This window comes from Paenibacillus cymbidii (assembly GCF_004764705.1).
GTDB lineage: Bacteria > Bacillota > Bacilli > Paenibacillales > NBRC-103111 > Paenibacillus_AN > Paenibacillus_AN cymbidii.
On record NZ_SHLX01000027.1, the window covers coordinates 13,473 to 40,448 of the forward strand.

Genomic DNA, 26,976 nt, shown 5'->3' on the forward strand with positions numbered 1-26,976 from the left:
CCGTTGATAGCCGGTTTACTCGCCGTCCGCTTCGTTCCCGCGTTTGCCGCTGTCCCCGCCGCCGCTGCGCTCCAGCCGGTCCAGCTTCTTTTCGATCCGCTGCAGCAGGTGTTTCAGCTCATTATTTTCCAACTCGGCCTGGTAATTGATCGCGAAGCTGAGGATCGACTCCTGTTTGTCTCGGGCGGCCTGGCGGTTCTGGCTCATCAGGATGATCGGCGCCTGGAACGCCGCGATCATCGACAGCATCAGATTGAGCAAAATAAACGGCGGCGCGTCGAATTTCAGCACCGTAAACAGGTTCCACAAAATCCACACGGTCATGAACGCCGCAAAAGAAACAATAAACGTCCAGCTTCCTCCGAACGAAGCGATCATGTCGGCGAGCCGGTCCGGCCAGCCGGTCTTTTTTTGCTGCTGGGCGCTCAGGTGGCACTTGATGTTCTCGTGGTAATCGTTCACCATTTCGCTGACCCGCTTCAGCTGCTCGATGCTCAGCGTTCCCTCCGCCGCCGCTTGCCCCGTTTCCTCCAGATCGGCGATCAGCAGTTCCTCGTCAGTGGCCGGCTTCGGATCCATTCCCCCCGCCTCCTTCTCCCGACAAATTGCGGTACAGAATCCGGTAGCCGAGCGGTTCCAGCTCGATGTCCATCCGCCCGTCCGCCGCAGGCGCCGCTTCGCCCGACAGCGCATCCCGCCAGTCGTCCGTCTCCATCGGATGCGACAGCGTCGTCGGTTCTTCCGTATTGTTCATCCACACGACAAAATGCTGCCCCTCGTCCAGCCGTTCGTAAACGATCCGGCTGTCGTCCCGGTCCGCCTTGAGGAAGCGAAAACGCCCGCGCCGCAGCGCCGGGTGCTCCTTGCGCAGCGCGATCAGCAGCCGGTAAAAATCGAACAGCTCGCGGTCCTGCTTGGCCGGGTCCCATTCCATGCATTTGCGGCACTCGAGGTTGTCGGCGCCGGTCAGCCCGATCTCGTCGCCATAGAAGATGCACGGCGTGCCGATATACGTCATCAGGAACACGACGGCCAGCTTCACCCGCCGCTTGTCCATGCCGACACAATCGTGCAGACGCGGCGTGTCGTGGCTGCACAGCAGATTGAAAATCACTTCGTTCTTCTGCTGCGGATACCGCACCAGCAAGCTGCCGATGCTGCCGGCGAACGTATGCCCGTCCATTCCGGTATGCGAGAAGTAGCCCATCGCGCTGCGCGAGAACGGATAATTCATGACGGAGTCGAATTGATCGCCGAGCAGCCATTTGAGCGAGTCGTTCCATACTTCGCCGACGATGTACGCATCGGGGTTGATGTCCTTGACCATACGACGGAAATGGCGCCAGAAATGGTGATCGACTTCGTTCGCCGCGTCCAGCCGCCAGCCGTCGATGCCGATGTCGCGCAGCCAATAAGCCGCCGACTCGAGCAAATAATCGCGCACCTCCGGATGAGCGGTATTGAGCTTGGGCATATGGCCGAAAAAGCCGAACGTATCGTAGGACGGAATGCCGTCCTTCACTTCGATCGGGAACGAACGCACGTGGTACCAGTCTTTGTAGGCGGATTGTTCGCCCTTCTCCGCCACATCGCGGAAAGCAAAAAAATGCTCGCTGCTATGGTTGAACGCCCCGTCGAGCATGACGCGGATGCCGCGCCGGTGGCAGTCGTCGACAAGCCGTTTCAGCAGCTTCTCGTCGCCGAAATGCGGGTCCACCTTGCGGTAATCGACCGTGTCGTATTTATGGCAGGAAGGCGATTCGAAGATCGGGGTCAAATAAATCGCCGTCACCCCCAGCTCGCCCAAATAATCGAGCTTGTCGATAATGCCCTGCAGATCGCCGCCGAATGTGCGGTAAGCGTCCGGCTGCTCGCCCCACGGCGTGACATCGTCCGCATCGTTGTCCGGGTTGCTGTTCGCGAAGCGGTCGGGCACAATCTGGTAAAAGACGGCTTCCTTCGCCCATTCCGGCGGCGTTCCCAGATCGATTTCGTGGATATAGGGAAAATCGAAAAAACCGTCGCACCCTTGCGGCTCGTCGCCGCGCGGACCGGCTTCGGTCAACCAGGCGGTTTCGTCGCCGGCGTGCATGCGGAAGCAGTAGGAAAGCCGGCGAAACGGCGGCCTCACCGCAGCTTCCCAGTAATCGAACATCGGGTCGGCAAACACTTTTTCCATCAGAATGTCGGCGCGGTTGCGCTCCCAGTCGTACTTGTCCCCGGTGACGGCCGTGACGCTGTCAACGTCGTCCCGTTTGGTGCGAACGCGCAGATGCACGGTTTCGGCATCGTATGCGTACGCCCAGTTCGAATGCGAGGAATGGTAAAAGCAGTCCCAGTACATAGCGGCAGCTCCTTCGGCGAATCGGTGTCGTTTGCCTGTTATTTACCCCGGGTTCGCGGAGCGGTAAACACGCAAGCTTATCCGCGCCGCCGGCTCAGGCGCCAGCGCGAAGGCGTCATGCCCGTATGCCGCTTGAAGACGGTGGCGAAGTGCTGGCTGGACGGATAACCGAGCCGAAACGCCAGCTCGATGATCGGTTCGTCCGTTTCGGCCAGCAGCCGGCCGATCTCCTTGACCCTTACCCGCTCCATGTAGGACATTGGCGACAAGCCGGTATGCGACTGGAACGTGCGGTAAAAGTACGATTCGCTTACCCCCGCTTCCTTCGCCAATTCGGCCGCGGTCGGCCGCCAGTCGGGTTCGCGCTGCATTCGTTCCGTCAGCCGGTCGTACCGCTGCAGCAAATCGTCCGCGATCGCCGGAGCCGACGTTTCCTGCCTCGCGAAATGCAGCAGCAGCTCAACGATCGCCTGCCTCACTTCCGTGTCGCGGAACGGGCCGTCTTCCCGCTGCAACGATTGCCGCAGCTGCGCGAACGTCTTCACCGGCGCGATGCCCGTGTGCATGACGCGGGGCAGTGCCTGAAGCGCCTGCTCGAACGCCGCCGTCTCCTCGGGCGGCAGGCGCAGCCATCCGGCTTCCGGCGCGCGCACGATCAGCCACCAAAATTTGCTCGGCTCGATCACGTCGAAACCGCCGCGATGCCGCTCGCCCGGCCGCGTATGGAAGACGTCGCCGCCTCTCGTTTCGTAGACGGCGCCGCCCAGCTCCCAGTCCGCTTTGCCGCGCTCGACCAGCACGAACTCGTAGCACCCCGGATGCGCATGCTCCGCCAGCGGGATGGCCTGGCGGATTTCGTCGCTGCCGAACATGACGAATTCCGGCACTCGCTCCAGCACGCCGTCGTAATTCGTATCGTAAGTCCATCGCATCGTCACCGGTTGCCCGCTCCTTTTTAGCCGCTCGGATGTTCGTGATCTTCTTCCATGTTCGTGATTCTATTATATACCGAAACGAACGCCAACCGAGCGGCTCGTGCCTTATGCTGATGTCACAATCCGTTATTCCAGGGAGGAACGACCATGACCGTAACCGCACAACGCCAGTACAAAATTACCGCGGAGGATAAAGCCACCTTCGATCGCGACGGCTACTGGATCAGCCCGAAGCTGCTGACCGACGAACAAATCGCCAAGCTGCGCCGCGCGCATGAACGGGTGTGGGCCGGCGACTATGACGGCGATGGCTTCCCGATGAACCATTACACGCCGAGCAAAATACCCGATATGCTGCGCAAGCTGGACAACAGCTGGTGGGTGAACGACGATGTGCGGGAAACAGTGACGGACCCCGTCATGGGGGAATGGGCCGCCGACTTGCTCGGCGTGGACGAAATCCGGCTGTGGCACGATCAAATGATTTACAAGCCGGGGGTCGGCGACAAGGAAACGCCGGTCGGCAACGTCGGCTGGCACCAGGACTACGGCTACTGGCAAGCATCGGACAACCCGAACATGGTCACCGTGTGGATTGCGCTGCAGGACACCGATTTGACCAATGGCGGCATGTCGACCATTCTCGGCTCGCACAAGTGGGGGCTTGTGCCGGACAGCAACACCTTCTTCGATCAGGACCTCGGGGCGCTGAAAGCCAAGTATACGGCCGATGGCCGCCCATGGATCGAAGAGCCTTGCATCCTCAAGGCGGGGGAAGCGAGCTTCCACCACGGGCTGACGTTCCACGGCTCCGGCCCGAACCGGACGAACGAGCCGCGGCTGTCCATCGTCGCGCACCTGATGCCGGGCGGCACGGCGTACCGTCCCCGCATCCAGCGCCACGACAACATCCGCCTGCTCGGCCCGCGCCCTTACGCCGGGCAGAAGTTCGAAGGCGCTTATTTCCCGCAAGTGTTTGCGCGGTGAGAGGAAATATAGCCAACCAATGAAACAGGGCCTCGACTTGCACGCGCGCTCCGCTTCTCCAGAGCAGCGCTTCCGCTTCGCTGCTTCGTGAACGAGCGTGCTCGCGCGCTGCTGTAAGAAGCCTATCCCGGCGAGCCGTCCCCTGAGTGGCCCGATTGATTGCTCCGCAACCCAAATAGCCCATGAAAAATGGCCTATTTGCCCCATTTCGGGTGCCTCGTCGGAAATAGCCAGTGAAAACACTGGTTATTTGCACCAGATCGCCTTCAAATCGGCACTTCAAGCGAAATAGCCAGTGAAATCACTGGCTATTTCGTATGGATGGCCCGTTTTTGGCGAAATAGGCAAGAAAATATGGCCTATTTTGCAAGGGGATAGTTGGCGGAACAGGACAGCTTTTACAATGCGGCATTGAACATGACATAATAAGCATCCGAAATAGCGGCCTTGATTCTATTTCCATTTAAATTTGCTCTTGCGGATTCCAGTTTCTCATTGCCCATACTAAAATAGGAGTCTATCCTCTTTCTAGTGTTTTCCTCCATGATATCCCCCATTTGCGAATTTCATCGTACACTAACGAGAAACTGGTATTGAATTTATCCAAGGAGCAAACGAATAGGCTGGGATCAATGTCGTACTCGCACAACAGGTCCAAAGATCGCTGTATTAAAATCGTTTGATGCAAGTATATGTCTCTCGAAGGAACATTTAGTATGACACAAATATCTATATCCGGTTGCTCTGTTTGAGACCCCTTGGCATAAGAGCCAAACAGAATAGCGTCATAAAATACAGATGACAGGTTTTCTTCCGCAAGACTGGCTATATCGTTCAAAATAAACAACCCAAACTCTTTGGTGTGTAAAGGAGGGCTCGCCCTGCCGACAGCGATCTCATGAAATACTTCTTGAGATTCCATTGTTTCACCTGCCTTCATCATACTTCGGGCACGCAATCTACTCTATTAATCTAATCGAACCAAGAAATAAATATACGCTGATCTCGTTGCTCCTATTATAACGGAATATGCCAATGAGCGGACAGGAAACTATCCGAACGGCAGATGCCCGAGCGAATGCTTCGCTCGGGCATCTTATCAGGCCAATCGTCGATTAGCTCAACGCCGCGCGCTGTTTGGTCAGCGCGAGCACGATTTTGACCGCCTCGGCGCGCGTCGTTTCACCTGTGGGCACGAAGCGGTTGTCGCCGCGGCCTTCGAACAAGCCGGCCGCAGCGGCAAACGCAACCGACGCCTGCGCCCAGGCCGGAATGTCCGCGGCATCGACGAACGCGCTCGCCTCGGCCGCGGCCGACACGGCCGGCACGCCGTCGGCGCCGGCGCGCAGCGCGCGGGCGGCCATCGCCGCCAACTCGGCGCGCGTAACCGTGCGCTCCGCGCGGAACGTGCCATCGTCGTACCCGTCGACGATGCCGGCCTTCGCTGCCGCGGCCACACCAGGCGCGGCCCAGAGCGGGATCGCCGCCGCGTCGCCGAACGACGACTCCGCATCCGCGGCGGCCAGCCCAAGCCCCCGCGCCAGCAGCACGGCGAGCTCCGCGCGGGTGACGGCCGCGTCCGGACGGAACGTCCGGTCCGGGTAGCCGCCAACCACTCCGCTTGCCGCCGCCTCGCGAATGAGCGCTTCCGCCCAATGACCGCCGATGTCGAGTCGAGCAGCTCCGGCGCCACTGACGGAGGCGCCTGCGGAGCCGCGGCGACGGCAAACGCCGCGAATTTCGTAAAGTGATCGATGCTGGCCACAAGCGTATCGCCCTGCAGCTCGCCGCCGACGAACACCCACTCCTGCGCCGTCTCGTCATAGTAGTAGACCGCGACGGTTTTGCCTTCTTCCGGCAGCGACGCCAGCTTGAAGCTCAGTTCGACGGGGCGGGCGAACGAACCGGACTCGCTTTTGACTATTTCGTATACCGGGCTCAGCAAGGTCCACCCTTGATCCGCCGCAGGCGCCTGGCTGCCGGTCAGTCCGTCGATCGTGATGCGCAGCGGCTTGCCGAACGCATCCTGCGGGATCGCCACCACGATTTTGCCGCCCAGCGCAATAACGCCCGCCTGACCGGCCGGAAGCTCCAGCTTGCCGTCGGTCGCCGTAACGACCGTCGAAGACGGCGTCGGCTTGGCCGGAGCAGTCGGCGCGGCGCCCGACCCGGCTCCCGAACCGGACCCGGAACCCGACGAACCGCCGGTATCTCCACCCGACGACGGCACGTCAACGTTGCCGCGCACCACGTTGATTTCGTAATACCGCTTCGTCGCGCCATCCCCGGCCGTCACCGTAACCGGCACGGCTTCATCGTCCGTCAGGTCAACGGCAACGGTCGACTGTGCCGGAGCCGGGTTCCCGTCGATGCGAACCGTGCCGCCCGCGTCGCGGGCAGCCGCGCCGATCCGCACCCGGGTTACCCCAAGCGGCACCGTCAGCTGGTACACCAGCGTATCCGCCTGGAACGCGGGGGACAACGCATACCCTTCGACGCGCAACGAGCCCAGCGCCGCGTCGGCGGATACGCTGCGGTTGGTCACGTTCGCCGTGCCGCCGCCGTACCCGTTGCCGCTCGGATCGGCGATGATCCCCGCCGCCACCGTCACCTGCGCTCCCGCCCCGGATGGCAGCTTGCCGTTCAGCAGCAGCAGCACCGAACGACCGTCCGGCCCGTAATCGGCCGCCGCCGGCTTCAGCGTCGTGCCGGCCAGCGTGAAGCTGCTTTTGCCAAGCGCAGCCGCCACGTTCAGCGGCTCGTCGAAGCGCAGCTCGATCCGGTCGCCTGCCGCGGACGACACCGCCGACAGCAGCTGCGGCGCCGTCGTGTCTGCCGCGTTCGCCGTGAGCCGGGCGCGATAATCGTCGGCCATGGCGGTGCCGGCGTAGCTGACGACACTGCTTCCGCTCACCGCGATATCCAGCGCGGCTCCGGCCGGAACCGCCTCCGTGCCGACGAAGCGGAACGTGCGGGCGAGCGAAACGCCTCCCTCGTCCGTCTGCGCATCCACCGCCTGCACGGCGCCATCCAGCGTTTCGCCGTCGCGGCTCAGCCGGACGCCGTCGTTCGCCAGCGTGTCCACGGCTACATACTTGTCCGTCCGCAGCGTCACGATCGGACCGCCTGCCGCCGCAACCGCCTCGACGCTTGTCAGCCGCGGCGCCTCGTGGGAAACCATCGGCACATTCACTTCGAACTGCGGCGGCGGCACGTCGAGCTCGTCGCTTCGCGTCGTTTCGTAGCCGGCCTTGTCGTAAACGACCTGCCAGCGTCCCGGCGGCACGTCCCAGCCGTATTTGCCCAGCGCGTCCGTCGTTTGCGGGTTGCTCTGTCCGTACCACTCCGCATCCCATGGCACATAATTGCCGCCGGCCTCATCCCGCACGTGTACGGTCGCCCGGGCGCCGGCAATCCGATTGTCCGGGAACGTTTCGTACACATACCCGCTCGGATCGTAAATCCATACGGGCTGCGCGACCGGAATATCCGTTTTCTCCTCCTCCGCGCGCTCCTTCGGATCGCACTTCGGCGACGAATATTTATTGACCGCATCCGCCAGCAAGGACGTCTGCCGACTGATGTGCGCGTCCATCGCCGCGCCGATGCCCATGCTGACGCCCATCAGGGCAAGCGAGCCGCCGAACGTTGCCGGCGCCAGCACCGCGCCGGCAATCATCATGCCCCACTTCGCCGCTTCGACGGCGATTGCCTGCGTCGCCATGCTGTCGATGCGTTCGCTGAAGTGACGGGTCATGCCGGGGTTGCATTCGGCGATCTGATCGGCGAGATTGCCCAGCGTCGTCATGTTGTCGGCTACTTGCCCGCGCCCGTCGACCGCATTCTTCGCGTCGTAGATCGCCGCGCTGCCTTTGCCGGCTTGCCCGACCGTACTGCTCTCGTCCCACAGCACCTTGGCCGCAACTTTAACGTAATCGCCGATGCCGGCGGCGGTTACTTGTCGGCTCTTGCCTGATGCCGACAGGCGGCCGAACGCAGCGTCCAGCTGCCCGATCTCGCTTTCCGGCACGTACGCTTCGATCGTCAGGCTCACCTTGCCGCCGTCCTGCTCCAGCTTGTAGCCGGCGCCGTAGGCGTGGATGCCGAGCGTCTGGGCCAGGGCAAGCTCCTCGGCCGACGGCGTATACGAGAGCCCCCGCTGCAGCGACAAGCCCACTTGCATCGCCAGGTTGCCGGCCTGCGGCAGGACGATATCCGCCGATCCTTCCATCAGGCCCGCCCCGGCCGAACGGAACTCCTGCCGGGAAGCGAGCTTGTAGTCGCGCATCGCCGGCGGCAGCTCCGCCTTGAACGCCGCGTCGCTGGCAATGGACGGCACTGCGGCCGGTTTGACGTCGTACGTCACATACAAGCTCTCCTGCATCGTCCCTTCGACGATGGCGGTGGCGTAGTACACCCCGTCGCGAAGCTCCGCCGGAGCGACAGCCAGCCCGTTATCGGTGCAGATTCGCACCTGCACGTTGGCCACCCGGTCCGGGCGGTTGAAAACCACTTCGAATTGAAACGCCCTGCCCGGCACCACCACATACGGAAACTTCACCGGCCCCTTGGACACGTCCAGCTCGACCCGGCGTCCGTCGGCCTGCTGCATTGTCATGCCTAACCTTGACCCGGTAGTCGTAGTAGGCGAATCCATCGTCGGACAAAGCGGGCAGAGAACCGTACAAGGCATGCTGAAGCCCGCCCAGGTTCGTCAGCTTGCCCGTGAGCGTATCGTAATAGTAGGCGACATCGGGGTTCCACTCGTTTTCCCTGACGATACCGGGCCGCAAATTGTTCGCGCCGGAGACGTAGCCGATGTAGCGGCCGTCCGGGCTGATGTCGGGCGAATAGCTGTCCGCATCGCCCGGAATTCCCGCCGCATCGGCGCTAATCAGCGTCAGCCGCTGCGCTTCCGGCTGCAGGCTGTCGTACAGAAAAATATCCTGTTTGCCGTTCGTATCCCCGACCACCAGATCCGGCGAATGCGAGGAAAACACGATGCGCGTGCCGTCGCCGCTGATCGCCGGCGTATCGAAGCTGCTGTACACGCCGGCGAAATCCGGCATTTCGTACAGCTTCGTCCGCACGAGGCCGTTCCCGGCATGCGGCGCCTCGACCGAATATTAGGCATAGATGTTCCAATTGTACCGATACTGGCCTTCGAGACCGGCCAAATTGCCTGCCGCCGATTCGTAAACGACGGTGGTGCCGTCGCCGCTGATGCGCGCGTTGTAGCTCATGTAGTCGGCCGGTTCGCCGGCTTCGTTGACGCTGACGAGCGTTGTCGTTCGGGCGACGCGGTCATACACATAGATGCGGCTGGTGTTGCCGTCCCCCCATGGATCGCTGCCCGTAAACGCCTCGCCCTCGACCAGGTCGGTCGCATACGATTCGAAGGCGACATAACGCCCGTCATCGCTGATCGACGGCTGCCGGCTGTCGCTGTTGCCCGGCGCGCCGGCCGCCGTCGCGTCGATCAGCTCCGTTTTGCCGAGCAGCCGGTCGTGGACGTAGACGTGCGACGGATGGATCTGCTGCGAATCGTCCTCTTCCTGGCTGTACATGTGCCGGGATGACGATTCGAACAAGGTATAGCGGCCGTCCGGCGTTATCGCCAGATTGCCGACCATGGTGAGCGGGTCTTCGCCGAACAGCGTCAGCCCCGCCGGATCGGATCCGGTCCAATCCGCGTCGGCCGCTTCCTGCGCGTGCGCCGCGCGGGGCGAAACGGGGAAGCTTCCCGGGAACAGCGCGTTCCACGTAATCAGAAGCGTCAAAACAAGCGGCAATGAAACGATCTTTTTTTTCAAGCACAGTCCCTCCTGTATATCCGAAGTCATACCGGCATTATACGGAAGGGCATTTGACAAACGGTTTACAAAAATATTATGCGCCGTGCGCCCGCGGGACGCCGCAGCGGCTCAGTGCTCCTCCAGACGCAGCACCAGCGAGTATTCGTCCGGATACAGCAGGATGAACTCCGTCAGCCCGATCAGCCGAAACATTTTCTGGTAATGCGCATTGACGCCGAAGGCATAGATGGAAAAGCCGGCTTTCAGCGCGTGCTGCGACAGCCGGATCAGCAGCGCGATGCCCGCGCTGTTGATGAGCCGGATACCGGTCAGGTTGAGCACCAGATACGGTTTGCCGTCCAGCCCCTGCGCCCAGGGCCGCCAGCCGAGCAGCTTCTCCTCCGACAGCTTCGTCAGCTCGCCCTGCAAATCAAGAATATAGCCCCAGGCGAATGTTCGCTCGTCAATGATCAATCGTTCCGTCATTGGCGCTCCTCCTCTCCGCAATCGTAACTGCCGCCATCGCAATGCCGCCAAAACTGCAGCTCCAGGCAAAATCCCCCGTTCTCCCGAGTCGCCGTCACTTTGTCCGCGTAAGCCCGCATCAACTGCAGCCCCCAGCCTCGCGGCTGCTCCCAAGCGATTTTGCCGCGAACCGACATCGGCTCGCCGGCGGCTTCCGGATCGGTGCCGGTGCCGCAGTCGCGGATCCGGAACGTATAACGCTCCCGGCTGACCCGCATCGTGGCGGTTACGGGAAGGGCGCTCACGAACCGGTTGCCGTGCTCGATCGCGTTCAGGCACGCTTCCGACACGGCCGTCACGATTTCCTCCAGACGCGGTTCGTCCAGACCGGCCTGCGCCAAGACCTGCGTCAAGCCGTCGAGCACAATCCGCTCCTGCCCCAGCTCGCTCGCCACTATCCATTCGCTCTCCAGCAGCACCGTTTCCTCCACCCCGCATTCCCTTCCTTCCGCCGGACCTTTCCGTTGCCGATCCGCTTTCCGGCCGCCTTTTGCCGCCACTATACCACCCCGTTTTTGACAAAAGGTTTACAACCGCTCCAGCAGCACCGCCGTCCGGTCGTCCGCTTCTCCTGTCGCTCCGCCGCCGCACGCGTCCACGCGCGCCAGCAGCTCCGGCAGCAGCTCCTGCGGCGGCTGCGCCGCATCCAGCTCCGCCAGCAGCGCCGCGAAGCCGTCGAAGCCAAGAAACGTGCCGTCGGCGAGCGTCGTTTCGATCAGCCCGTCCGTGTACAGCAGGAGCTTGGCGCCAGGGGGCAGCGGAATGGCGCGCTCCCGGTACGACACGTCCTCCATGACTCCGAGCGGCAAAGAAGCGACGGCGATTTCATGCCATGCGCCGTCCGCCCACACATAGGGCGGCATGTGCCCCGCCCCGGCATAATCGATCTCCCCGGCGCGGCCGTCGTACAGGGCCAGACCGGCGGTCACGTAGGTCCGCCCCCGAAGCGCCGGATACAGCAGCCGGTTCAGTCGCGTCAGAACGTCGGCCGCCGAGCCGCCGAGCCGGACCTCGCGCCGGAACAGCGCCATCACGGCGGACATGAGCAGCGCGGCCTGCATACCCTTGCCGGCCACGTCGCCGATGAGCACGGCGAAACGGTTGTCCCCGAGCGGGACGACATCGTACAGATCGCCGCCCACCTCGCGGGTTTGGCGGCACTCGGCGGCCACGGCGAACCCGTCCGGCTGCTGGCGGCCGGCCGTCAGCAGGCGGCGCTGGAGGCGGTCGGACAGCTGCAGCTCGCGCAGCGCGGCGTCGTTGCGCTCGATCCAATACGCCTGCAGCTCGTTGAAGGCCCGGCTCAGCCGGCCGAACTCGTCGCCGGCGTCAATCGGCATCCGCCCCTGCACGGCCGCACGATCTCCCGCCGCCATGGCGTTCATGCCGTCGATCATGCGGCGGAAGCGGCGCCGGAAACGCCGGGCGACTCCCCCGAACAAGCCGAAAAACACGACCGCAAGCGCGCCGGCGACGATGAACAACAATGTCGGAAACGCCGATCCGCCGGAAGCGTACCCCACGCGCAGGCAAACAAGCAGCAGCGCCACGGGCAGCGCAAGAAGCAACAAATAAGCCGTCAGCAAAGACGGCACGAAGGTGCGCAAGCCGCGTCGTTTCATGCCGCCTCCTCCCCGTCCGGCAAGCGGACCACGAGCAGCAGCGTCAAATCGTCGTCTGCCTGAAGCTGCTCCGCCGGGCGGCCGCCGTCGGCCGCCAGTTGCTCCGCAAGCGGCGCATCCGCCCGCAGCGCGGCGAGCTGCGCCTCCGATCGGTCAAGCCGCACCGCATGCGCGGCGGCGGCCGAGAACAGGACGATCCGGTCGCCGGGGCGGAACGGCGCGTCGTCTCCGTCCCGCAGCTCCCGGCCTTCGCCCGCTCCGCTCCATATTCGGCCGCGCATGTTTCCCCGCAGCGCCGTCTGCATCCGTTCGCCGTTCCCGTCCACGATCGTCAGGCAAACGGACAGCCCCGCCTCCTGCGGATACACTTCCCGCAGCACGCGGGCGAAGCGGTCGAGAATTTGCGCCGGCGTCCCCGCGCCGTGAGCTTCGGCGCGCAGCAGCAGGAGCAGCGCCGACATCTGCAGCGCGGCCGGCATGCCCGCTCCCCGGGCTTCCCCGGCGATGGCCGCGAAGGTGCCGCCCGCCAGCGGGATGATGTCGTAGAATCCGCTGCCCACCTCGTGCCGGGGCAGCGACAGCGCCGCGACCGCGCAGCCGCCGAGCCGCTGCTGCGCGGGCGGCAGCAGCTGCCGCTGGAGGTCGCGGGCCAGCCGCAGCTCCCCGGCCACCTCGTCGTAGTCGCGTTCGATCCGCTCCTGCAGGCGATTGAAGGCAACGGCCAGCTGGCCCACCTCGTCGCCGGCAAGGACGGGCAGCTGTGCGCGAGCACGCTCGCCTTGGGGAACAATGCGCAGCCGCACCGCGAGCAGCTGCAGTTCGCGGCGAAACTCGCGGGCCAGCAGGTGGAAGATCACCGCGGCGAAAACAAGCTCGAAAGCGACCAGCGGCAGCAGCACGCGCCATTCAACGGGTTTCGCCTCGATTTCGGCCACCTGCACATACCATAAGACGGACAACAGATTGATCGTCAGCAGCACGCCGAACGTCGTCGCCAGCAGCGACAGGAAGCTGCGGTCCGGCAGCCGCTCCCCGCGGACCGGCGAAGCGGGGATAAGGAACGGCCGGATCAGCCGGCGGGCGACGGTATAATGCAGAATGGCCGCGCTAAGCCCGACCGCCCATTCGTAAAGAAAACTCCGAATGAAATTGTCACGAAAAAAAGGGTCGATATTCAACAGCGAACGTCCGTACGCAACATAGTGAACGATATGATAGATCGGAATTGCCAGCACCGCATACCCGACCGTCCACCAGAACAGCTCCGCCGGCAGCTTCAGCAAGCTGTGGCCGACTGCCGCCGAACCCGCCGGTTCGGCGGCTGCGGCTTCCAGCCTGCGCCGGATGCCGGCCAGCCGCAGCCAGGCATGCAGGCAGAGCACCACGACGAGGCCGGCAATAAACGCTATCGTTACCGGAATGGCGAATTCGAGCTGGAAGGCAAACGTAAGCCGTTTAATAAAGGTGCTTTCCGCCATTCCCCAGAGCATGATTAACGCGCCGCCGCCGGCGAACAGCGCCGGAAACCGCCACCGCGCCGCTTGCCATAATCCGTTGTCCACCTTGCCGTCACCTCCGCAGCAGCGCTTGCGTCTCGGGAAGCGGGGCAACGCCCAGCTCGGCGAGCAGCCGCTTCTCCAGTTGTACGTATAGCGCCTCGGCTTCGGCGCGCCTGCCCTGCGCGAGGAAGCAGCGCAGCAGCGCCTGATAACCGGCTTCCTGCAGCGGCTGCAGGCGGATGCGCTCGCGGTGGCAGCTCTCCGCGCGGGCCGCATCGCCGCCCGCCTCCGCCGCTTCCCCGATCCGGCGCAGCGCTTCGCACTGGCGATCGAGCAGCTGCTCCCGCTCGCGATCCAGCCACTCGGCAGCCGGCAGCTCCGGCGCCACCGCCCCGTACATTCGCGTCGCTTGCTCGTAACATGCCGCTGCCGCCTGCGGGTCGGCCGGCCACAGCCGGTCCGCGGCTTGCATCTGCGCCCGGTACCGCTCCACGTCCGTTTCGCCGAGCCAGCCGTCGTCCAGCTTCGCCGCGCCGCCCCGGATCACGATGCCCGTCTCGACGCCCAAGTAATCGCGAAGCACACGCTTCAGTTGATGGGCGGCGACGTAGAAGCGGGTGTCGCTTTTACCGGGCTCGCCTTCGGGGAACAGCGCCTCCACCGCCTGCTCCCGCCTCGCCGCGCGGCCCGGCTGCAGCAGCAGGTAGAGCAGCAGCTCCCGCGTTTTGCTGCGTTTCCACTGCATGTCGCGCACTGCATGCGCGCCCCGGGCAATCGTCAGCTCGCCGAATACGCCGATGCGCCACTTCTCCGCTTCGTCCGGCGCCCGGGACGACGCGGCCGGCGAGTCGGGCCAGGCGGCCGCGGCGGCTTCGCGCAGCGCCTGCTCTTGTTCCTGCACTGCCGCGGGCTGCGCGGCTGGCGGCGCTGTGCGCTCCAGTCGGCGGCGGGCTCTTGCCAGCCGCGCTTCCGCTTCGGGCGGCGGTGCGAGCTCGGCGATGACCCGCGCCTGCGCCAGGTGCTCGCGGGCGGCAGCCTCATCGCCGCGAAGCGAGGCCAGCTGCGAACGGGCGAGCGCCAGCTCGAACCGCACCTCGGCTTCCCCGCCCGCTTCCCGCTCGATCGCGCCGCATTCCGCTTCCGCCGCTTCCAGCGCGTCCGGCGTCGTTACCAGTTGCAGCCGCAGCAGCCGGGCCAGCCAGTTGTGCGGGCAAGGAAGCCCCTCCGGACGGCAGGCGTCCGCCATGCCGCGAGCTTGCTCCGGCTCGTCGCGGCGATAAGCGCGCAGCGCGTCGGCGTAATGCAGGTGCGCGGCCGCGATCAGACCTGCTGCCTTCCGCTGGGCAAGCGCCAGCCGCAGCGCCGTCCACGCCTCGTCCGTCGGCGTCAGCGCATGCGTCGCCATCGCCGCAAAAAGAGCGTACGCCGCCCGCTCCGGTTCGCCGTCGCGATCGTAGACCGCCGCCGCGCGCCGGTAATAATGCAGCGCGTCCCGCTCCGCACCCGGACCGGCGACAAGCCCGATGCCGGCGGCCAGCGCGCAGGCGGGATCGCCGCAGACCGGCTCTTCTCCCTGCTCCCATTCGTCGTGCAGGAACCGGACAATCGGCGCCGCCTCCTGCAGTTGTCCCGTGCGGATATGGACCAGCGCCAACAGCGAAAGCGCGGACAGCAGCGGCTCGCGCAGCGTCCGCCGGGCGAGTCCGCCGACCGCGGCGGCCAGCTCCGCCCGCGCCCCCAGCAAGTCGCCGCGCCGGAAAAGCGCCTCCCCCTTCGCCTTGCGCAGCAAGGGGGACGCATGCCTCTCCTCCTCCGGCAGCAGGTCGAGCAGCTCCGGTTCCAGGCTGCGCCGCAGCAGCACTTCGTTCTCCAGCCGGGCCAGCGCGTCCTTTGGCCGGTTGCCCGCCAAGGCAGCGCGAACCGCTTGTTCCAGCGTGCTTGTCATGATGCGCCCTCTCCCGAATCGTGGTGCAAAGTCCCCTAACCATTCGACAGCCCGTCGGGCAACTCCTGCACGGCGGGGCCTCCCGCGCCAAAAGCCAAATAGCCCACAAAAACCGGCTTATTCGCCTGTTTTCCAGGCATTCATGGCAAATAGCCAGTGAAAACACTGGCTAATCTGACCAAATGGCTCCGAAGGCGGACTTTTTTTCGAAATAACCAGCGATTTCACTGGCTATTTCCTTGCATCCCCCCATTTTTAGCGAAATAACCAATAAAACATGGCCTATTTTCCAAACGCCGATACGCCAAAAAAGACGGACGCCCTCCGGCGCCCGCCTGCTGCTCGATCTCCCGTTTGTTCCGCTTCTTCGCTTACGCCGTCGGCTCCGGCTGGCGGATCGTAAAGTCCGGCTTGACCTTGGCAAAGTCCGGATTGTGTCCGGCCACCATCAGCCCCATGCCCCAATCGAAATGCGTCGTTTTCGTCGGCAAATCGGCCGGGTCCTTGTATTGGAACAGCACGTTGCGGCGCGTCCGTTCGCTGCGGTTCGCATCCGAGCCGTGGATGGTCAAATAGTTGAAGAACAACACGTCGCCCGCATCCGCGGGGCAAAGCAGCCCTTCCGAAATCGGATACTGCTTGTGGTTCAAATAGTGGGCGCCCACGTGCGGCAGCCCTCCCTGCTTGTGCGAGCCGGGAATCACGCGCAGACAGCCGTTCGCTTCGTCCGCCTTGTCCAGATGGACGCTGGCGGCCAGCATCGTATGCAGCGCATGCGGAAAATACGGGTAATCCTGGTGCATAGGGAATGCGGCGCCGTTCTCCGGCGGTTTGACCAGCATTTTCGAATGGTGCAGGTGAACGTTCGGCCCGATGATCTTCGTCAGCACCGCGGTCATGTTCGGATGAATGATCGCCCGCATGAACGCGGCGTCATGGTAGTGCACGTCGTGAAACCCTTTCAGCACCAGCTTCTTCAATTCCTCGGGAGGCAAATAGTCGCCTTGCCACGCCGCGTTGGAATCCTTTTTGGCGATGGCGGCGCGCTTGATGATGCTTTCGACCGCCTCGCGCATTTCCTCGACTTCCGCCTGATTGAATACGCCCTTGACCAGCAAGTAGCCGTTTTCTTTGTAAAATTCGACGTCATTCTGCGTAATCATGCCAGTTCCTCCCGGGTCCCGCAAAATTGGCTTTTACCGCTTCCATGCTTATAATCATAAGTAATATCGGCGGCGGCGTCTTTGCTCCGGACGGACGAGTTTTTGCACAATGGCGCCATGGCTGCGTTCGAGAAAGCGGGCGAAAGCTACATGTATCATTACAGGGAAAGCGAAAAGCGGCTGCACGAGTTGGCGATGCTGCCGAGCCAGCCCGGCGCCGGCTTCCGGGTCCATTATTGGGGCGTCAATCCGCGGCTGCAGAGCAACCCGGTGCATCGGCATTCGTTTTTTGAAATCTGCTATGTATTGGGCGGCGAAGGGGAGTATACGGATGACGGCGTCGAGTTCGAACTGCGACAAGGCGTGCAATTCTGCTCCCGGCCGGGCATCACGCACCAGATCCGGACGAAGAAGGGATTGACGCTGCTGTATGCGGCGTTCGAGCCGGACGAAGCGACGACGGAGGAGGGGCTGCTGGAAGCGTGGCGCGAATTGGCCGACAAAGGCCGCGTCTTGGCAGCGGACAGCGGAGGAACCGCTTCCGCCCTGCTGTGGGAATCGCTGCTGCTGCGCGAGGACGACCGCGGCAACCTCCCCGACGCGGCTGTTGCGACGACGGCCTGCGCCTTGCTGTTGTCCTTCCTCGCCCTGTTCGGCGAGCGGGAGCGGCGCGCGGCGTCCGGCCCGCGCCAGGACGGCGCCTTGCTGCGCCGGGCCAAGCTGTACGTTCGCGACAACCTGAGCGAGCCGTTGTCGCTCGGAGACGTCGCCGCCTACTTGAACGTATCCGAACGGCACCTGTCGAGGCTGTTCGGCGCCGGCATCCGCGAAAGCTTCACCGACTACATTCGCGGCGAACGCGTCCGGCAGGCAGCCAAGCTGCTGCTGGAGACGGACCTGCCGATCAAGGGAGTCGCCGAAGCGACCGGCTTCTCCTCCGTGCATTACTTCACTCGCACATTCGCCCGCGACATGGCGATGCCGCCCGGCCAATTCCGCCGCAAGCATCGCGGCTGACCGGCTCCGTCCCGTGCGACCGTCATCCCGAGAAGTCTCGACCGGAGTTTTTCTCATAATCGTCTCCGTTCCTGGACACCATGAAGAGGATGGGAACATTCGGAAGGAGATGGCCGCCGCATGCGCAAATCATGGGTGTCCCTGTTGTTGAAGCGCCGCGCCGCAAGCGGCGCAACGAACGGACAGCGGCCCGGAGAAGACGGCACGCCTATTCCTTTGGCAACCGGCCTGGCGGACAATATCGCGGCGGTTCGTCAATTGCTGCACGAACCGGTCGACTTGACGATTCGGGAGTTTGCCATCGGCGGCGAAGGCTATTCCGCCGCAATCGCTTATCTCGGCGGCCTGGCCGATCGCCGTACGCTGAACGACGAGGCGCTGCGGCCCCTGCAGCGGCTGTACCGGAACCGCCAGCTGCCGCCGCTTGCGGCGCTGCTGGACGACATCGAAGACAGCGGCCTCGGCGCTGTCGAAATCGCCCGCTCCGTCACGCTGGACGAAACGCTGGAATCGCTGCTGTCCGGCGATGCCGCGCTGTTCGTCGACGGCCTCGATACGGCGCTGCTGATCGGCAGCCGCGGCTGGGAGAAGCGCAGCGTCGAAGAACCGCCGACCGAGTCGCTTATTCGCGGCCCCCGCATCGGATTCACGGAGGACCTGAGCACCAATACGGCGTTCATTCGCAGGCGGATCCGCGATCGCCATCTGCGTTTCGTCCCGTTCCGGCTTGGCCGGCGTTCGCGCAAAGACACGCTGCTCGTATACATCGACGGCATCGCCAATCCCGAACTCGTCCGCGAAACGGAGCGCCGGCTCGGCACGATCGATATCGACGATGTCGCCAGCTCGGGCGATGTCGAGCAATGGATCACCGACAGCTTCCTGAGCCCGTTCCCGCTGCTGCTGAATACCGAGCGTCCGGACAAGGTAACCGGCGCGCTGATGCAAGGGAGGCTGGCCGTCCTGGTGGACGGCGATCCGTTTGCGCTTATTTTGCCGATCACCTTCGCGTCGTGCATTCAGTCGTCGGAAGACTTTTACCAGCATTGGCTCGTTTCGACGCTGACCCGGCTGCTGCGCATGGTCGCCGTATTCGCCGCCACGTTCCTGCCGTCGATCTACATCGCCCTGTCGGAATACCAGCAAGGCATGATTCCGACGCGGCTCGCCTATTCGATCGCCGGCGCGCGGGAAGGCGTGCCGTTCCCGGCCGTTGTCGAGGCCTTCATCATGGAAGGCACGCTGGAGCTGCTGCGGGAAGCGGGCTTGCGGCTGCCCAAGCCGATCGGCCAGACGATCGGCATCGTCGGCGGGCTCGTCATCGGCGAAGCGGCCGTCGCCGCCGGCGTCGTCAGCCCGATTATGGTCATCATCGTTGCGATTACGGCGATGGCTTCGTTCTCGCTGCCGTCCTACTCGTTCGCCATATCGCTGCGCATCGTCCGGTTCGCCATCATGCTCGCCGCCGGCATCTTCGGCTTGTACGGCGTCATTCTCGCCTACATCGTGCTCAACATCCATTTCGCCAATCTCAAAAGCTTCGGGATTCCCTACTCCGCCCCTTTCGCCCCCTTGCTGATGCGAGATTGGAAGGACTCGGTCCTGCGGGCGCCTAGGCTGATGCTGAAGCTCCGTCCCGATCTGGTGCAGCCGCAAGACAAAGACCGGCAACAAAAATGACGCCAGGAGGCATCCGCCATGAACCGGTTCGAATTCGGCGACCGCCAGATCAGCGGCAGCGAAATGGCGATTACGATCATGTCGATGATTGTCGGCGTCGGCATCCTGACGCTGCCGCGTTCGCTCGCCGCCGCCACGCTTTCCTCGGACGGCCTGCTGTCGATCGCTTTCGCCGGCCTGCTTGCGCTGCCGGCCGGATGGCTGCTGGCCAAACTCGCCGTGCGCATGGGGAGAACGGCGTACTACCCGTTCGCTTCCGCCCTTGTCACCAAACCGGTCGCGATGCTCGTTGTCGCCGTTACCGCGCTTTATTTTCTGCTGTTCTGCGCGTATGAGGTCAAAGCGGTGGCGAACATCGCCATGCAATATTTGTTCGAACGAACGCCTATCGAAGTGGTGGCGCTGTCGTTCCTGCTTGTCGTATTCTATGCGGCGGCAGGCGAAAGGGCCAGCTTGATCCGGCTGAACGTACTGTTCATGCCGCTTGTGCTGCTCATCGTGCTGGCGCTGCTGCTGTTCAGCCAAAACAACTTTTTTTTCGTCAACCTGCAGCCGTTTTTCGTGACGGGTTGGCGGCAGATTGCGAGCGGCGCGGGCCAAACGGTTTTTTCGCTGCTCGGCATGGAGGTCGTGCTATTCTATACGGCGATGATGGCCAAGCCGAAGCTGGCGCCGCCGATGACGCTGATCGGCATTGCCATGCCCGTTGTCCTGTATCTGCTGATTTACATGCTGTGCATTGGCATCTTCTCGCAGCCGGCGCTGCGGGAAGTGCAGTACCCGACGATCGAGCTTGCCAAGGAGGCGCGAATTCCCGGCGAATTTTTCGAGCGGTTCGAGTCGCTGTTCTTCGTTACCTGGATCATGACGATTTTCAATTCCACCACGATGATGCTCGACCTTGCCGCCGAAACGTGCCGCTCGCTGTTTGGCAAACGGCGTTTCGCCTGGCTGCTTGCACTGAGCCCGTTGGTATACATAATCGCCATGACACCGCGGGACGAAGCCGACTTCGAGCGATTCGGCAAGTGGGTCAGCTACGGCGGCATCGCCGTTGGCATTTGCCTGCCGGTTCTGCTGCTGCTGGTCGCCAAGCTGCGCGGGGTGCGCGCCCATGATTAGCCGCCGCATCGGCGCCGCGCTGCTCGCCTTCCTGCTGCCGCCGCTCGCCGCCGGCTGTTGGGACCGCATCGAGATCGACCGGCACAGCTTCGTCACCGGCATCGCCGTCGACGCCGTTACCCCGGCCACTCGGGACGAACGGGTCAATACCGATCCTGGACGGTATCATGCCACCTACCAGATCATCATTCCAGCCGGATTAAAAAACATGCCGGGCGTCGGCGGGACCACGGGCGACAACGCCTTCTTCAACATCGGCGCTTCCGAGGACGCCATGCCGTCGCTCGCCGCGCGGATGACGCTGAAATTGAGCCGTCCTCCGTATTTCGAACATTTGAAGCTGATCGTTGTCTCCGATGAAGTGGCGCAGCAAGTCAACGAGTTCCCGAACGTGCTCGACTACTACCTGCGCAACAGCAAAATGCGCCGCGACGTCGACGTGCTCGTCTCCCAGGGGAATGCCGAACAGACGCTGACGATCCGCCCGCTCAACGAAAAAACGCCGGTCGAACAGCTGCAAACGACCTACAACACGCATACGAGCAGCTTTATGGTGAAACCGTCGCGGATCGGCGATGTGCATGAATATTTTTTGAAGAAGAAGAGCTTCGCCATGCAGTCGATCAAAAAGCTCGGCAACGACAGTACATTCGGCGGAGCAGCGCTTTACAACGGGACGGAACAGCGGCTGGTCGGCTTCCTGACCGGAGAAATGACCCAGGGCTTGAATTTGCTGCTCGGCACGCTGCAGGGCGGCATCGTCGAAACGACGATGAAAGGCGATGTCATCGATATGTCGATCGAAAGAGCGAAACGCACCATACGGGCCGCCATCCCGAAGGCCGGAACGGACGATCCGGTCCGGTTCACATTCCGAATCAACGTGGAAGGCGCCGTGGAGAAGTCGGCCGATCAAGTCGATTTGAACGAAAAAGCGAACATTCGGGCGATGGAAGAACGGTTCCGGGAGAGACTCGACGAAGTGCTTCGACTCACAATGCGGACGCTGCAAGCACGCAAGACGGACGCGGTCGGCCTAGGCACGCACCTCGACCAGCGGCACTACCGTTATTGGAAACAAATTCGCACCCGCTGGGAACCCGAACTGTTTCCAAAAGCCGAATGCTCGTTCGATATCCGTGTCATCCTTCGCCACAACGGCAACATCAACCGGGAACGCCATGCTGAATAACGCCATCTCCCTTTTCCCGTCGGTATCGGTATTGTTCTGCGCGTTCCTGTCGGCAGCGATCCCGTGGGCTATCAGCCGGATCAATCGCAGTCTCCATCAAGCCGGCGATCCTTCCTGGAAAAAAGACGGCCGCAGCATCAGCCGCAGCGAAGATGCCCCGATTGGCGAAACTTCTGTCGACCATTCGAGTAAATAAGACAACAGGATGCGGAACGGATGCATTGTTCCTTTTATTTATTGGATCCATAATGATGGTATGGAAGATGAAATCATCCAATGATAAAGGAGCGATCCCCATGCTGACGCAGGAACAACGCCAGTCTTATGACGAGCAAGGCTTCATCGTATTCGACCGATTGTTCGGAGCGGAGGAAATCGACCGGATTCGCGGCCTGATCGACGAGCTCGACGCCCAATCGGAGCAGGCGCTTCGCGAGAAAGGCGCCGTTGGCATCAGCCGGCCGAACCAGATCAATTTTACCGCCAAGCTCAATTTCATGCACCCGGAGCTGCAGCAATTCGTGGCGCAGCCGAAATTCGTCGACCTGACGACGGCTGTTCTCGGCCCCGACATCCGGTTGTATTGGGATCAATCGGTTTATAAACGGCCGGAAACGGATCGTGACTTTCCGTGGCACCAGGACAACGGCTACGTCCCGACCGAACCGGTGCATTATATGACCTGCTGGCTGGCGCTCGAGGATGCGACGATCGAAAACGGCTGCATCTGGGTGCAGCCGGGCTCGCACAAGCTGGGCTTCGTCGAGCATTTCCGCACCGACACCGGCTGGGTTTGCTACGACGGCGAAGATCCGGGCATCCCGGTCGAGTTGAAAAAGGGCAGCATGGTGGCGTTTCACTCGCTGCTGTTCCATCGCAGCACGCCGAACCGCAGCCAGTCGACGCGCAAAGCGTATGTGATTCAGTATTCCGTCGATGGCGCGCGCAATCCGGACAAAGGATATGTGTTCCTGAACGGTCCGGTCATCGCGCGGGACGGCAAGCCGGCTTACGAGCGGTTCATCAGCCGCGAGGAATGCGAGGCGGAAGTGCCGGAGCAAACGCCGCGCCTGGGACGGTGAAATAGCCCCGGGGGACGGTGGCGGCGGATAAAAGCCGGGGAGGCTGCGACGGCGGCGGGAGTTGCCGCGGATAGGATCAGGAGGTTGGGAGAATGGGCAGCAGGCGCGTCATCGCCGGACAATGGAGCATGCAGCTGTACACGATTCACGAGGCCAGTTATGATTCGCTTGCGATGCATGATACCGTGCGCGAGCAATGGATCGTCAGCCACGTGCTGCAAGGCGACGTGCGCTCGAATTGCGGCGGCGGCGATTTCATCCGCGTACGGCCCGGAGACGTGATGATCCACCCTCCCCGTCTCCCCTTCTCGGAGCTGGCGGACGGCCCCGGCACGCACCACTGGATGGCGCTCGACGTACGCAACGCCGACGGCGTCGACCTGTTCCGCCTGCATCCGGTGCCGCAGGTCATCACGCTGCGCGACCCGCACCGGTACTCCGCGCTGTTCGTGGAGCTGCTCCGCCTGGCACAGGCGGACGATAACGCTTACGGCGATTTTGCCGCCGTGGCGTTGACGATGCAGCTGCTGGCGATACTGCTCGAGGACGCCGACCATGCGGCTGTTCCGCCGCTGGAAGGCATGTGGACGGTCGACGAGCGTTTCGCCGACGTCGTCCGCTTCATGGAGGCGCGGCTGCACGAGAAGCTGACGCGCGCCGATCTCGCCGCACTGCTGCACTTGTCGCCGAACCATTTTGACAAGCGGTTCCAGGCGGTGTACGGCGTGACGGCGATGGACATGCTGCGCGACATGCGGCTGCGCAAAGCGCGCCAGCTGCTGGAGCGGACGCCGCACACGCTGGAGCACATCGCGCTGATGTGCGGGCTCGGCGACGCGGCGTACCTCAGCCGGCAGTTCATGCGCCGGTACGGCATGACGCCCGGCGCTTGCCGCAAGCACGCGCATTCGGCGCAAGCCGTGTATGTGCCGGCGGCGCGGCTGCGGGCGGAGTAGCGGTTTGCAGGGCCGCCGCATAGTAGCGCGGTTACCGGGGCAGGCGAGACTGCCGGCGGGGGACGCGGCAACTGGTGCAGGGGGGAGGGCAGGCATAGCTACTGGTGGGGACGCGGCTGTTGGTGCGGAGACGCGGGGACCGGTGCGGGTGCAGCACGAAACATAGACGATGGAAACGGGACTGGGGAAGGTGCAGACATGACGACTAGGGGCATGAGTGGCCGAGTATCGCGTCATAACAGGAAAACCTACCGTTAATTTCACGATTTTTGCCCTTTTCTCGAAAATAACAGGAAAATCTCCTGCTAAATTCGGCGATTTGGGCGGATCGCGGTATTTGGTGCCATTTTAACGGGAGGTTTTCCCGTTAAATCGCGCCAACGGGCGGTTTTGCTAAAAATAACGGGAGGTTTTCCCGTTATGCCGTTAGATACGAAGGATGTTGACAGTTAATTCCCCTTTGACTCGGACCTAACCGAAATGTCTTCTCCGGAATCCTCTTCTGTCCGCCATCCCCTTCGCTCAGACTGGAACAGGGGCCTTCTCCGAAACTTCCTTTCTGTCCGCTATCCCCTTGACTCAATCTCAAGCATCAGCAGCTTTTATCCCATTTCAAGAAAAAGCGCCCCCTACGATGCAGGGACGCCTTTCAGGTATACACTTCAAACTCGATACGCACAAACGTCAACTTGAGCCAAGGGGATACCCGGCAAACACATCCTTAAGCTTACCACCGGCGCCTCACTCCCCTCCTCTCCACATAGACTCACCGCCGAACCTGTCTGAGCCAATGGGATAACCAACAAACGCGAACGGCTACCGAGATATGTGCACGCTCGCCGCCGCGCCAGCTTGAGTCAATGGGATAACCCGCAAACACGCATTTTAGTTGACCACTTTAGCACTGCATTGGAATGTCGGCGGACTAAGGCTGTCGGCTCAGTCCCAATCCGCGCGGATCGCCGCAACCGCCGCCAGCGCCGCTTCTTCGGCGGATACGCCGGCGCAAACGCGGCCGCCGCTCGCCGCAACGCCGCCGTACAGCCGCTCCGCCGTTTCGGCGGGCACCAGCTCCTTCGCCGCGTCGCGCGGGTTGATGACGGTCACCCGGGCGGAAAGAGCGCCCGCGATGTCCGGCAAATCGTAGTGCTTCAGCACGTGCGGGATCGTCACGCTCTGGCGCCAGGAGAACGGGAAGCGCTCCGTCATGGCGCCGTAATGCGAGAGGCCGTCGACGGCGACGACGCGCCGCACCTCGGGCACGAGCAGCGCCGCGTGCAGCGCCACGATCGCGCCGATGCCGGCGCCGCCGACCATCAGGCGCTCCGGGTCGACGTCGTCCCGCTGCTGCAGCCAGCGCAGCCCGGCGATGGCATCGCGCACGCGCAGCCCCATGACCGGCCGCGCCGCGGCGATCCCCAGGTACGTGACGATGCGCTCGATGTCGTTCCACCACGCCAGATCGTAAGAGGTCGGCTCCATCTCCAGCCGGCCGAAGCCGCTGGCGTCGATGGCGAGCGCAAGCGGCTCGTTCGCCGGCTCCTCGCGCTGCAGGAACCCGCCTGCGCGGGTCACCAGCCCGCCCCGGCGGAGCGAGTTCCACTTGCCGGCCTCGTCAATGAACAGCAGCGCCGGCCGCCGTTTGTCGCTGGCCGCGCGGCGCAGCAGCAGGCCGGGAACGTGAAGCCCCGCTTCCGGCTCGATATCGACCTCGGCCAGCTCATGCACCCAGCGGACCGGCGGCGCTTCCTGCTCCGTCGCGCGATAAAACGCCGGCGCATCCGGCGCCACCCCGAGCAGCGAAGCGGCCGCCTGCCGCAGACGGGCAAGCCGCTCGTCCGCCGCTTGCGGCAGCTCGCGTTCGGCTTCGAGCTGCCGTGCCGCGTCGCGGTTGATCGTGAACATGTTCGTTTCCTGCGAAGGATGGCAGTGCAGCTGCTCCTCGGGAATCGCAACGATGTCCGCCGCCGTCAGCGGCAATGCTTCGCGCGACTCGCCCAGCAGGTAACGGTTCATCCATTCGACGACCCGACCCGCCATCGCCACCGAATATTCGTGGCCGCTCTGCTCGTCGATAAACAGCCCGCAGCGCTCCTCGTCGCCGAGCAAGCCGAAGATTCGTTTCGTCTGCGCGTATAGCCGTTCGACCAACCGGTAGTCGAACACTTCGTCGTGTTTGCCCGCTACGACCAGCGTCGGCGTCGGGGCGGCGATCGCCAAATAATCGGCGTAATCGATCCCTTCGCGAATATAGCCGTAGCCAAACTGCTCCGGGCAACTCGTGTACAAATCGGTCAGATGGATGCCTTCATGCTCCGACAGACAGCACACCGGCGCGCTGACCTTGACCCGTTCGTCCAGCATCGCGGCAAAAATCGTCGTCAGCCCGCCGCCCGACACGCCGGTCATCGCAAATCCGGCAGAGCTGTCGATATCGTCGCGCGTTTCGAGGTAGTCCATGCACCGCAGCGCATCGACGACAAAATGCGTCTGGCTCCAATACCCGGTCAAATAGCCGATCAGCCCGTTCGTAAAGTGATCGTTGCACGTCTGGATTTCGCCGGTGCAGCCCGGAGGGTCGAACGAAACGGCCGCATACCCGTTGCGGGCGAACGTTTGCGCCGCCGTCTGGTAAGAGGGGCGGGTTTTGGCCGAATGGCCGGTCGGGCAGACGACGCCGGGATAATGCCCCGGCTCCTTGGGCAAATAAACGCTGGCGTTTACTTCCCAGCCAGGCAGCGATTCGAACAGCACATTTTCCACGCGAAAATGTTCGAACTCATGGCGCGAAACGACCCGCGCATGCAGCGGCCGGTCCCGGCGGAACAAGTCCGCGGGAAACGCTTCCTTGACGACCGCAAGCATCCGCTCGCGAAGCGCCAGCCACTGCGCCGAATCCGCCGCTCCTTCGCGCCGCGCCGCACCCTCTGCCAATGCGCGCCGGCAAATCGCTATGATTTCCTCTTGCACTTGTTTGCCAAGATTGCGTTCTGTCATCGTCATGTTGAAACCATTTCCTTCCTCTTGCGGGCCGGGACGCCATAATGGCCGGCCCTCCCCGCTTTTTGTTTACCCCCATTATAGCGGGCTTCCGCGGCCGTACAAGTTCAAT

21 protein-coding genes and 1 pseudogene are annotated in these 26,976 nt (G+C 63.1%); 7 read left to right on the top strand and 15 right to left on the bottom strand.

Going from position 1 to position 26,976, the window contains the following annotated elements; all coding sequences use genetic code 11:
• Window positions 1-15: 15 nt before the first annotated feature.
• The 3 genes from EXY20_RS28640 to EXY20_RS28650 all read right to left on the bottom strand — a co-directional run bounded on the left by EXY20_RS28640 (window position 16) and on the right by EXY20_RS28650 (window position 3,276).
• Window positions 16-579, bottom strand: a complete 564-nt coding sequence (locus EXY20_RS28640; protein ID WP_207671350.1) for a DUF1003 domain-containing protein — start codon at window positions 577-579, stop codon at window positions 16-18.
• Window positions 557-2,344, bottom strand: a complete 1,788-nt coding sequence (locus EXY20_RS28645; protein WP_135555661.1) for an alpha-glycosidase — start codon at window positions 2,342-2,344, stop codon at window positions 557-559. The genes EXY20_RS28640 and EXY20_RS28645 overlap by 23 nt, the downstream gene beginning before the upstream one ends.
• Window positions 2,345-2,421: 77 nt before the next feature.
• The gene (locus tag EXY20_RS28650; RefSeq protein WP_235886244.1) at window positions 2,422-3,276 is read right to left on the bottom strand and encodes a helix-turn-helix transcriptional regulator; all 855 of its coding nucleotides are present in this window, start codon (window positions 3,274-3,276) and stop codon (window positions 2,422-2,424) included.
• A gap of 150 nt (window positions 3,277-3,426) precedes the next feature.
• Between EXY20_RS28650 and EXY20_RS28655 the strand changes: the two genes are divergently transcribed.
• Window positions 3,427-4,266, top strand: a complete 840-nt coding sequence (locus EXY20_RS28655; protein ID WP_135555664.1) for a phytanoyl-CoA dioxygenase family protein — start codon at window positions 3,427-3,429, stop codon at window positions 4,264-4,266.
• 517 nt (window positions 4,267-4,783) lie between these two features.
• Here the strand turns inward: EXY20_RS28655 and EXY20_RS40720 are convergent.
• The 11 genes and pseudogenes from EXY20_RS40720 to EXY20_RS28710 form a co-directional block, all read right to left on the bottom strand.
• A complete protein-coding gene (locus EXY20_RS40720) occupies window positions 4,784-5,209 on the bottom strand; it encodes a nucleotidyltransferase domain-containing protein (protein ID WP_135555666.1) in 426 nt (141 codons plus the stop codon).
• Between the two features lie 172 nt (window positions 5,210-5,381).
• Entirely contained in the window at window positions 5,382-6,071 is a 690-nt protein-coding gene (locus EXY20_RS40725) for an S-layer homology domain-containing protein (protein WP_135555668.1), read from the bottom strand.
• Between the two features lie 449 nt (window positions 6,072-6,520).
• A pseudogene (locus EXY20_RS40510) lies at window positions 6,521-8,650 on the bottom strand (cadherin-like beta sandwich domain-containing protein); the annotation flags it as partial.
• A 70-nt stretch (window positions 8,651-8,720) separates the two neighbouring features.
• Entirely contained in the window at window positions 8,721-9,356 is a 636-nt protein-coding gene (locus tag EXY20_RS28675; RefSeq protein ID WP_135555670.1) for a TolB family protein, read from the bottom strand.
• 36 nt (window positions 9,357-9,392) lie between these two features.
• Entirely contained in the window at window positions 9,393-10,079 is a 687-nt protein-coding gene (locus EXY20_RS28680; RefSeq protein WP_167859594.1) for a TolB-like translocation protein, read from the bottom strand.
• A 111-nt stretch (window positions 10,080-10,190) separates the two neighbouring features.
• The gene (locus tag EXY20_RS28685; protein ID WP_135555674.1) at window positions 10,191-10,547 is read right to left on the bottom strand and encodes an STAS domain-containing protein; all 357 of its coding nucleotides are present in this window, start codon (window positions 10,545-10,547) and stop codon (window positions 10,191-10,193) included.
• Window positions 10,544-11,017: an ATP-binding protein gene (locus EXY20_RS28690; RefSeq protein ID WP_167859595.1), complete on the bottom strand. Its 474-nt coding sequence runs from the start codon at window positions 11,015-11,017 to the stop codon at window positions 10,544-10,546. Before EXY20_RS28690 ends, EXY20_RS28685 begins: the two co-directional genes overlap by 4 nt.
• Before the next feature lie 96 nt (window positions 11,018-11,113).
• Entirely contained in the window at window positions 11,114-12,208 is a 1,095-nt protein-coding gene (locus EXY20_RS28695; RefSeq protein WP_135555678.1) for a PP2C family protein-serine/threonine phosphatase, read from the bottom strand.
• Window positions 12,205-13,770 carry a PP2C family protein-serine/threonine phosphatase gene (locus EXY20_RS28700; protein WP_135555680.1) on the bottom strand — a complete coding sequence of 522 codons (1,566 nt, stop codon included), beginning with the start codon at window positions 13,768-13,770 and terminating at the stop codon, window positions 12,205-12,207. Before EXY20_RS28700 ends, EXY20_RS28695 begins: the two co-directional genes overlap by 4 nt.
• Before the next feature lie 7 nt (window positions 13,771-13,777).
• The gene (locus tag EXY20_RS28705; RefSeq protein ID WP_135555682.1) at window positions 13,778-15,652 is read right to left on the bottom strand and encodes an AfsR/SARP family transcriptional regulator; all 1,875 of its coding nucleotides are present in this window, start codon (window positions 15,650-15,652) and stop codon (window positions 13,778-13,780) included.
• A gap of 371 nt (window positions 15,653-16,023) precedes the next feature.
• Window positions 16,024-16,815, bottom strand: a complete 792-nt coding sequence (locus EXY20_RS28710) for a phytanoyl-CoA dioxygenase family protein (RefSeq protein WP_135555684.1) — start codon at window positions 16,813-16,815, stop codon at window positions 16,024-16,026.
• Between the two features lie 81 nt (window positions 16,816-16,896).
• Here EXY20_RS28710 and EXY20_RS28715 point away from each other — a divergent pair, with 81 nt between their 5' ends.
• From EXY20_RS28715 to EXY20_RS28745, 6 genes are all read left to right on the top strand, one after another.
• Complete coding sequence (locus tag EXY20_RS28715; protein ID WP_135555685.1) at window positions 16,897-17,832, top strand: AraC family transcriptional regulator; 936 nt, start codon at window positions 16,897-16,899, stop codon at window positions 17,830-17,832.
• 120 nt (window positions 17,833-17,952) lie between these two features.
• Window positions 17,953-19,512: a spore germination protein gene (locus tag EXY20_RS28720; RefSeq protein ID WP_135555686.1), complete on the top strand. Its 1,560-nt coding sequence runs from the start codon at window positions 17,953-17,955 to the stop codon at window positions 19,510-19,512.
• A gap of 18 nt (window positions 19,513-19,530) precedes the next feature.
• Window positions 19,531-20,634, top strand: coding sequence for a GerAB/ArcD/ProY family transporter (locus EXY20_RS28725; RefSeq protein WP_135555688.1), 1,104 nt, complete (start codon window positions 19,531-19,533; stop codon window positions 20,632-20,634).
• Complete coding sequence (locus EXY20_RS28730) at window positions 20,627-21,826, top strand: Ger(x)C family spore germination protein (RefSeq protein WP_135555690.1); 1,200 nt, start codon at window positions 20,627-20,629, stop codon at window positions 21,824-21,826. Before EXY20_RS28725 ends, EXY20_RS28730 begins: the two co-directional genes overlap by 8 nt.
• A gap of 296 nt (window positions 21,827-22,122) precedes the next feature.
• Window positions 22,123-22,908, top strand: coding sequence for a phytanoyl-CoA dioxygenase family protein (locus tag EXY20_RS28740; RefSeq protein ID WP_167859596.1), 786 nt, complete (start codon window positions 22,123-22,125; stop codon window positions 22,906-22,908).
• Between the two features lie 92 nt (window positions 22,909-23,000).
• Entirely contained in the window at window positions 23,001-23,864 is an 864-nt protein-coding gene (locus EXY20_RS28745; protein WP_135555695.1) for an AraC family transcriptional regulator, read from the top strand.
• 939 nt (window positions 23,865-24,803) lie between these two features.
• On the opposite strand, the gene EXY20_RS28750 is transcribed toward EXY20_RS28745, so the two are convergent.
• Window positions 24,804-26,867: an alpha/beta hydrolase family protein gene (locus EXY20_RS28750; RefSeq protein ID WP_135555697.1), complete on the bottom strand. Its 2,064-nt coding sequence runs from the start codon at window positions 26,865-26,867 to the stop codon at window positions 24,804-24,806.
• Window positions 26,868-26,976: the final 109 nt, after the last annotated feature.

Excerpts from the sequence above, each read along its gene's own strand:
- EXY20_RS28645 (WP_135555661.1), bottom strand. The coding sequence starts at position 2,344 with ATGTACTGGGACTGCTTTTACCATTCCTCGCATTCGAACTGGGCGTAC.
- EXY20_RS28720 (WP_135555686.1), top strand. The coding sequence starts at position 17,953 with ATGCGCAAATCATGGGTGTCCCTGTTGTTGAAGCGCCGCGCCGCAAGC.
- EXY20_RS28710 (WP_135555684.1), bottom strand. The coding sequence starts at position 16,815 with ATGATTACGCAGAATGACGTCGAATTTTACAAAGAAAACGGCTACTTG.
- EXY20_RS28685 (WP_135555674.1), bottom strand. The coding sequence starts at position 10,547 with ATGACGGAACGATTGATCATTGACGAGCGAACATTCGCCTGGGGCTAT.
- EXY20_RS28650 (WP_235886244.1), bottom strand. The coding sequence starts at position 3,276 with ATGCGATGGACTTACGATACGAATTACGACGGCGTGCTGGAGCGAGTG.
- EXY20_RS28655 (WP_135555664.1), top strand. The coding sequence starts at position 3,427 with ATGACCGTAACCGCACAACGCCAGTACAAAATTACCGCGGAGGATAAA.
- EXY20_RS28725 (WP_135555688.1), top strand. The coding sequence starts at position 19,531 with ATGAACCGGTTCGAATTCGGCGACCGCCAGATCAGCGGCAGCGAAATG.
- EXY20_RS28740 (WP_167859596.1), top strand. The coding sequence starts at position 22,123 with ATGCTGACGCAGGAACAACGCCAGTCTTATGACGAGCAAGGCTTCATC.
- EXY20_RS28730 (WP_135555690.1), top strand. The coding sequence starts at position 20,627 with ATGATTAGCCGCCGCATCGGCGCCGCGCTGCTCGCCTTCCTGCTGCCG.
- EXY20_RS28745 (WP_135555695.1), top strand. The coding sequence starts at position 23,001 with ATGGGCAGCAGGCGCGTCATCGCCGGACAATGGAGCATGCAGCTGTAC.
- EXY20_RS40720 (WP_135555666.1), bottom strand. The coding sequence starts at position 5,209 with ATGATGAAGGCAGGTGAAACAATGGAATCTCAAGAAGTATTTCATGAG.
- EXY20_RS28705 (WP_135555682.1), bottom strand. The coding sequence starts at position 15,652 with ATGACAAGCACGCTGGAACAAGCGGTTCGCGCTGCCTTGGCGGGCAAC.
- EXY20_RS28640 (WP_207671350.1), bottom strand. The coding sequence starts at position 579 with ATGGATCCGAAGCCGGCCACTGACGAGGAACTGCTGATCGCCGATCTG.
- EXY20_RS28695 (WP_135555678.1), bottom strand. The coding sequence starts at position 12,208 with ATGAAACGACGCGGCTTGCGCACCTTCGTGCCGTCTTTGCTGACGGCT.
- EXY20_RS28750 (WP_135555697.1), bottom strand. The coding sequence starts at position 26,867 with ATGACGATGACAGAACGCAATCTTGGCAAACAAGTGCAAGAGGAAATC.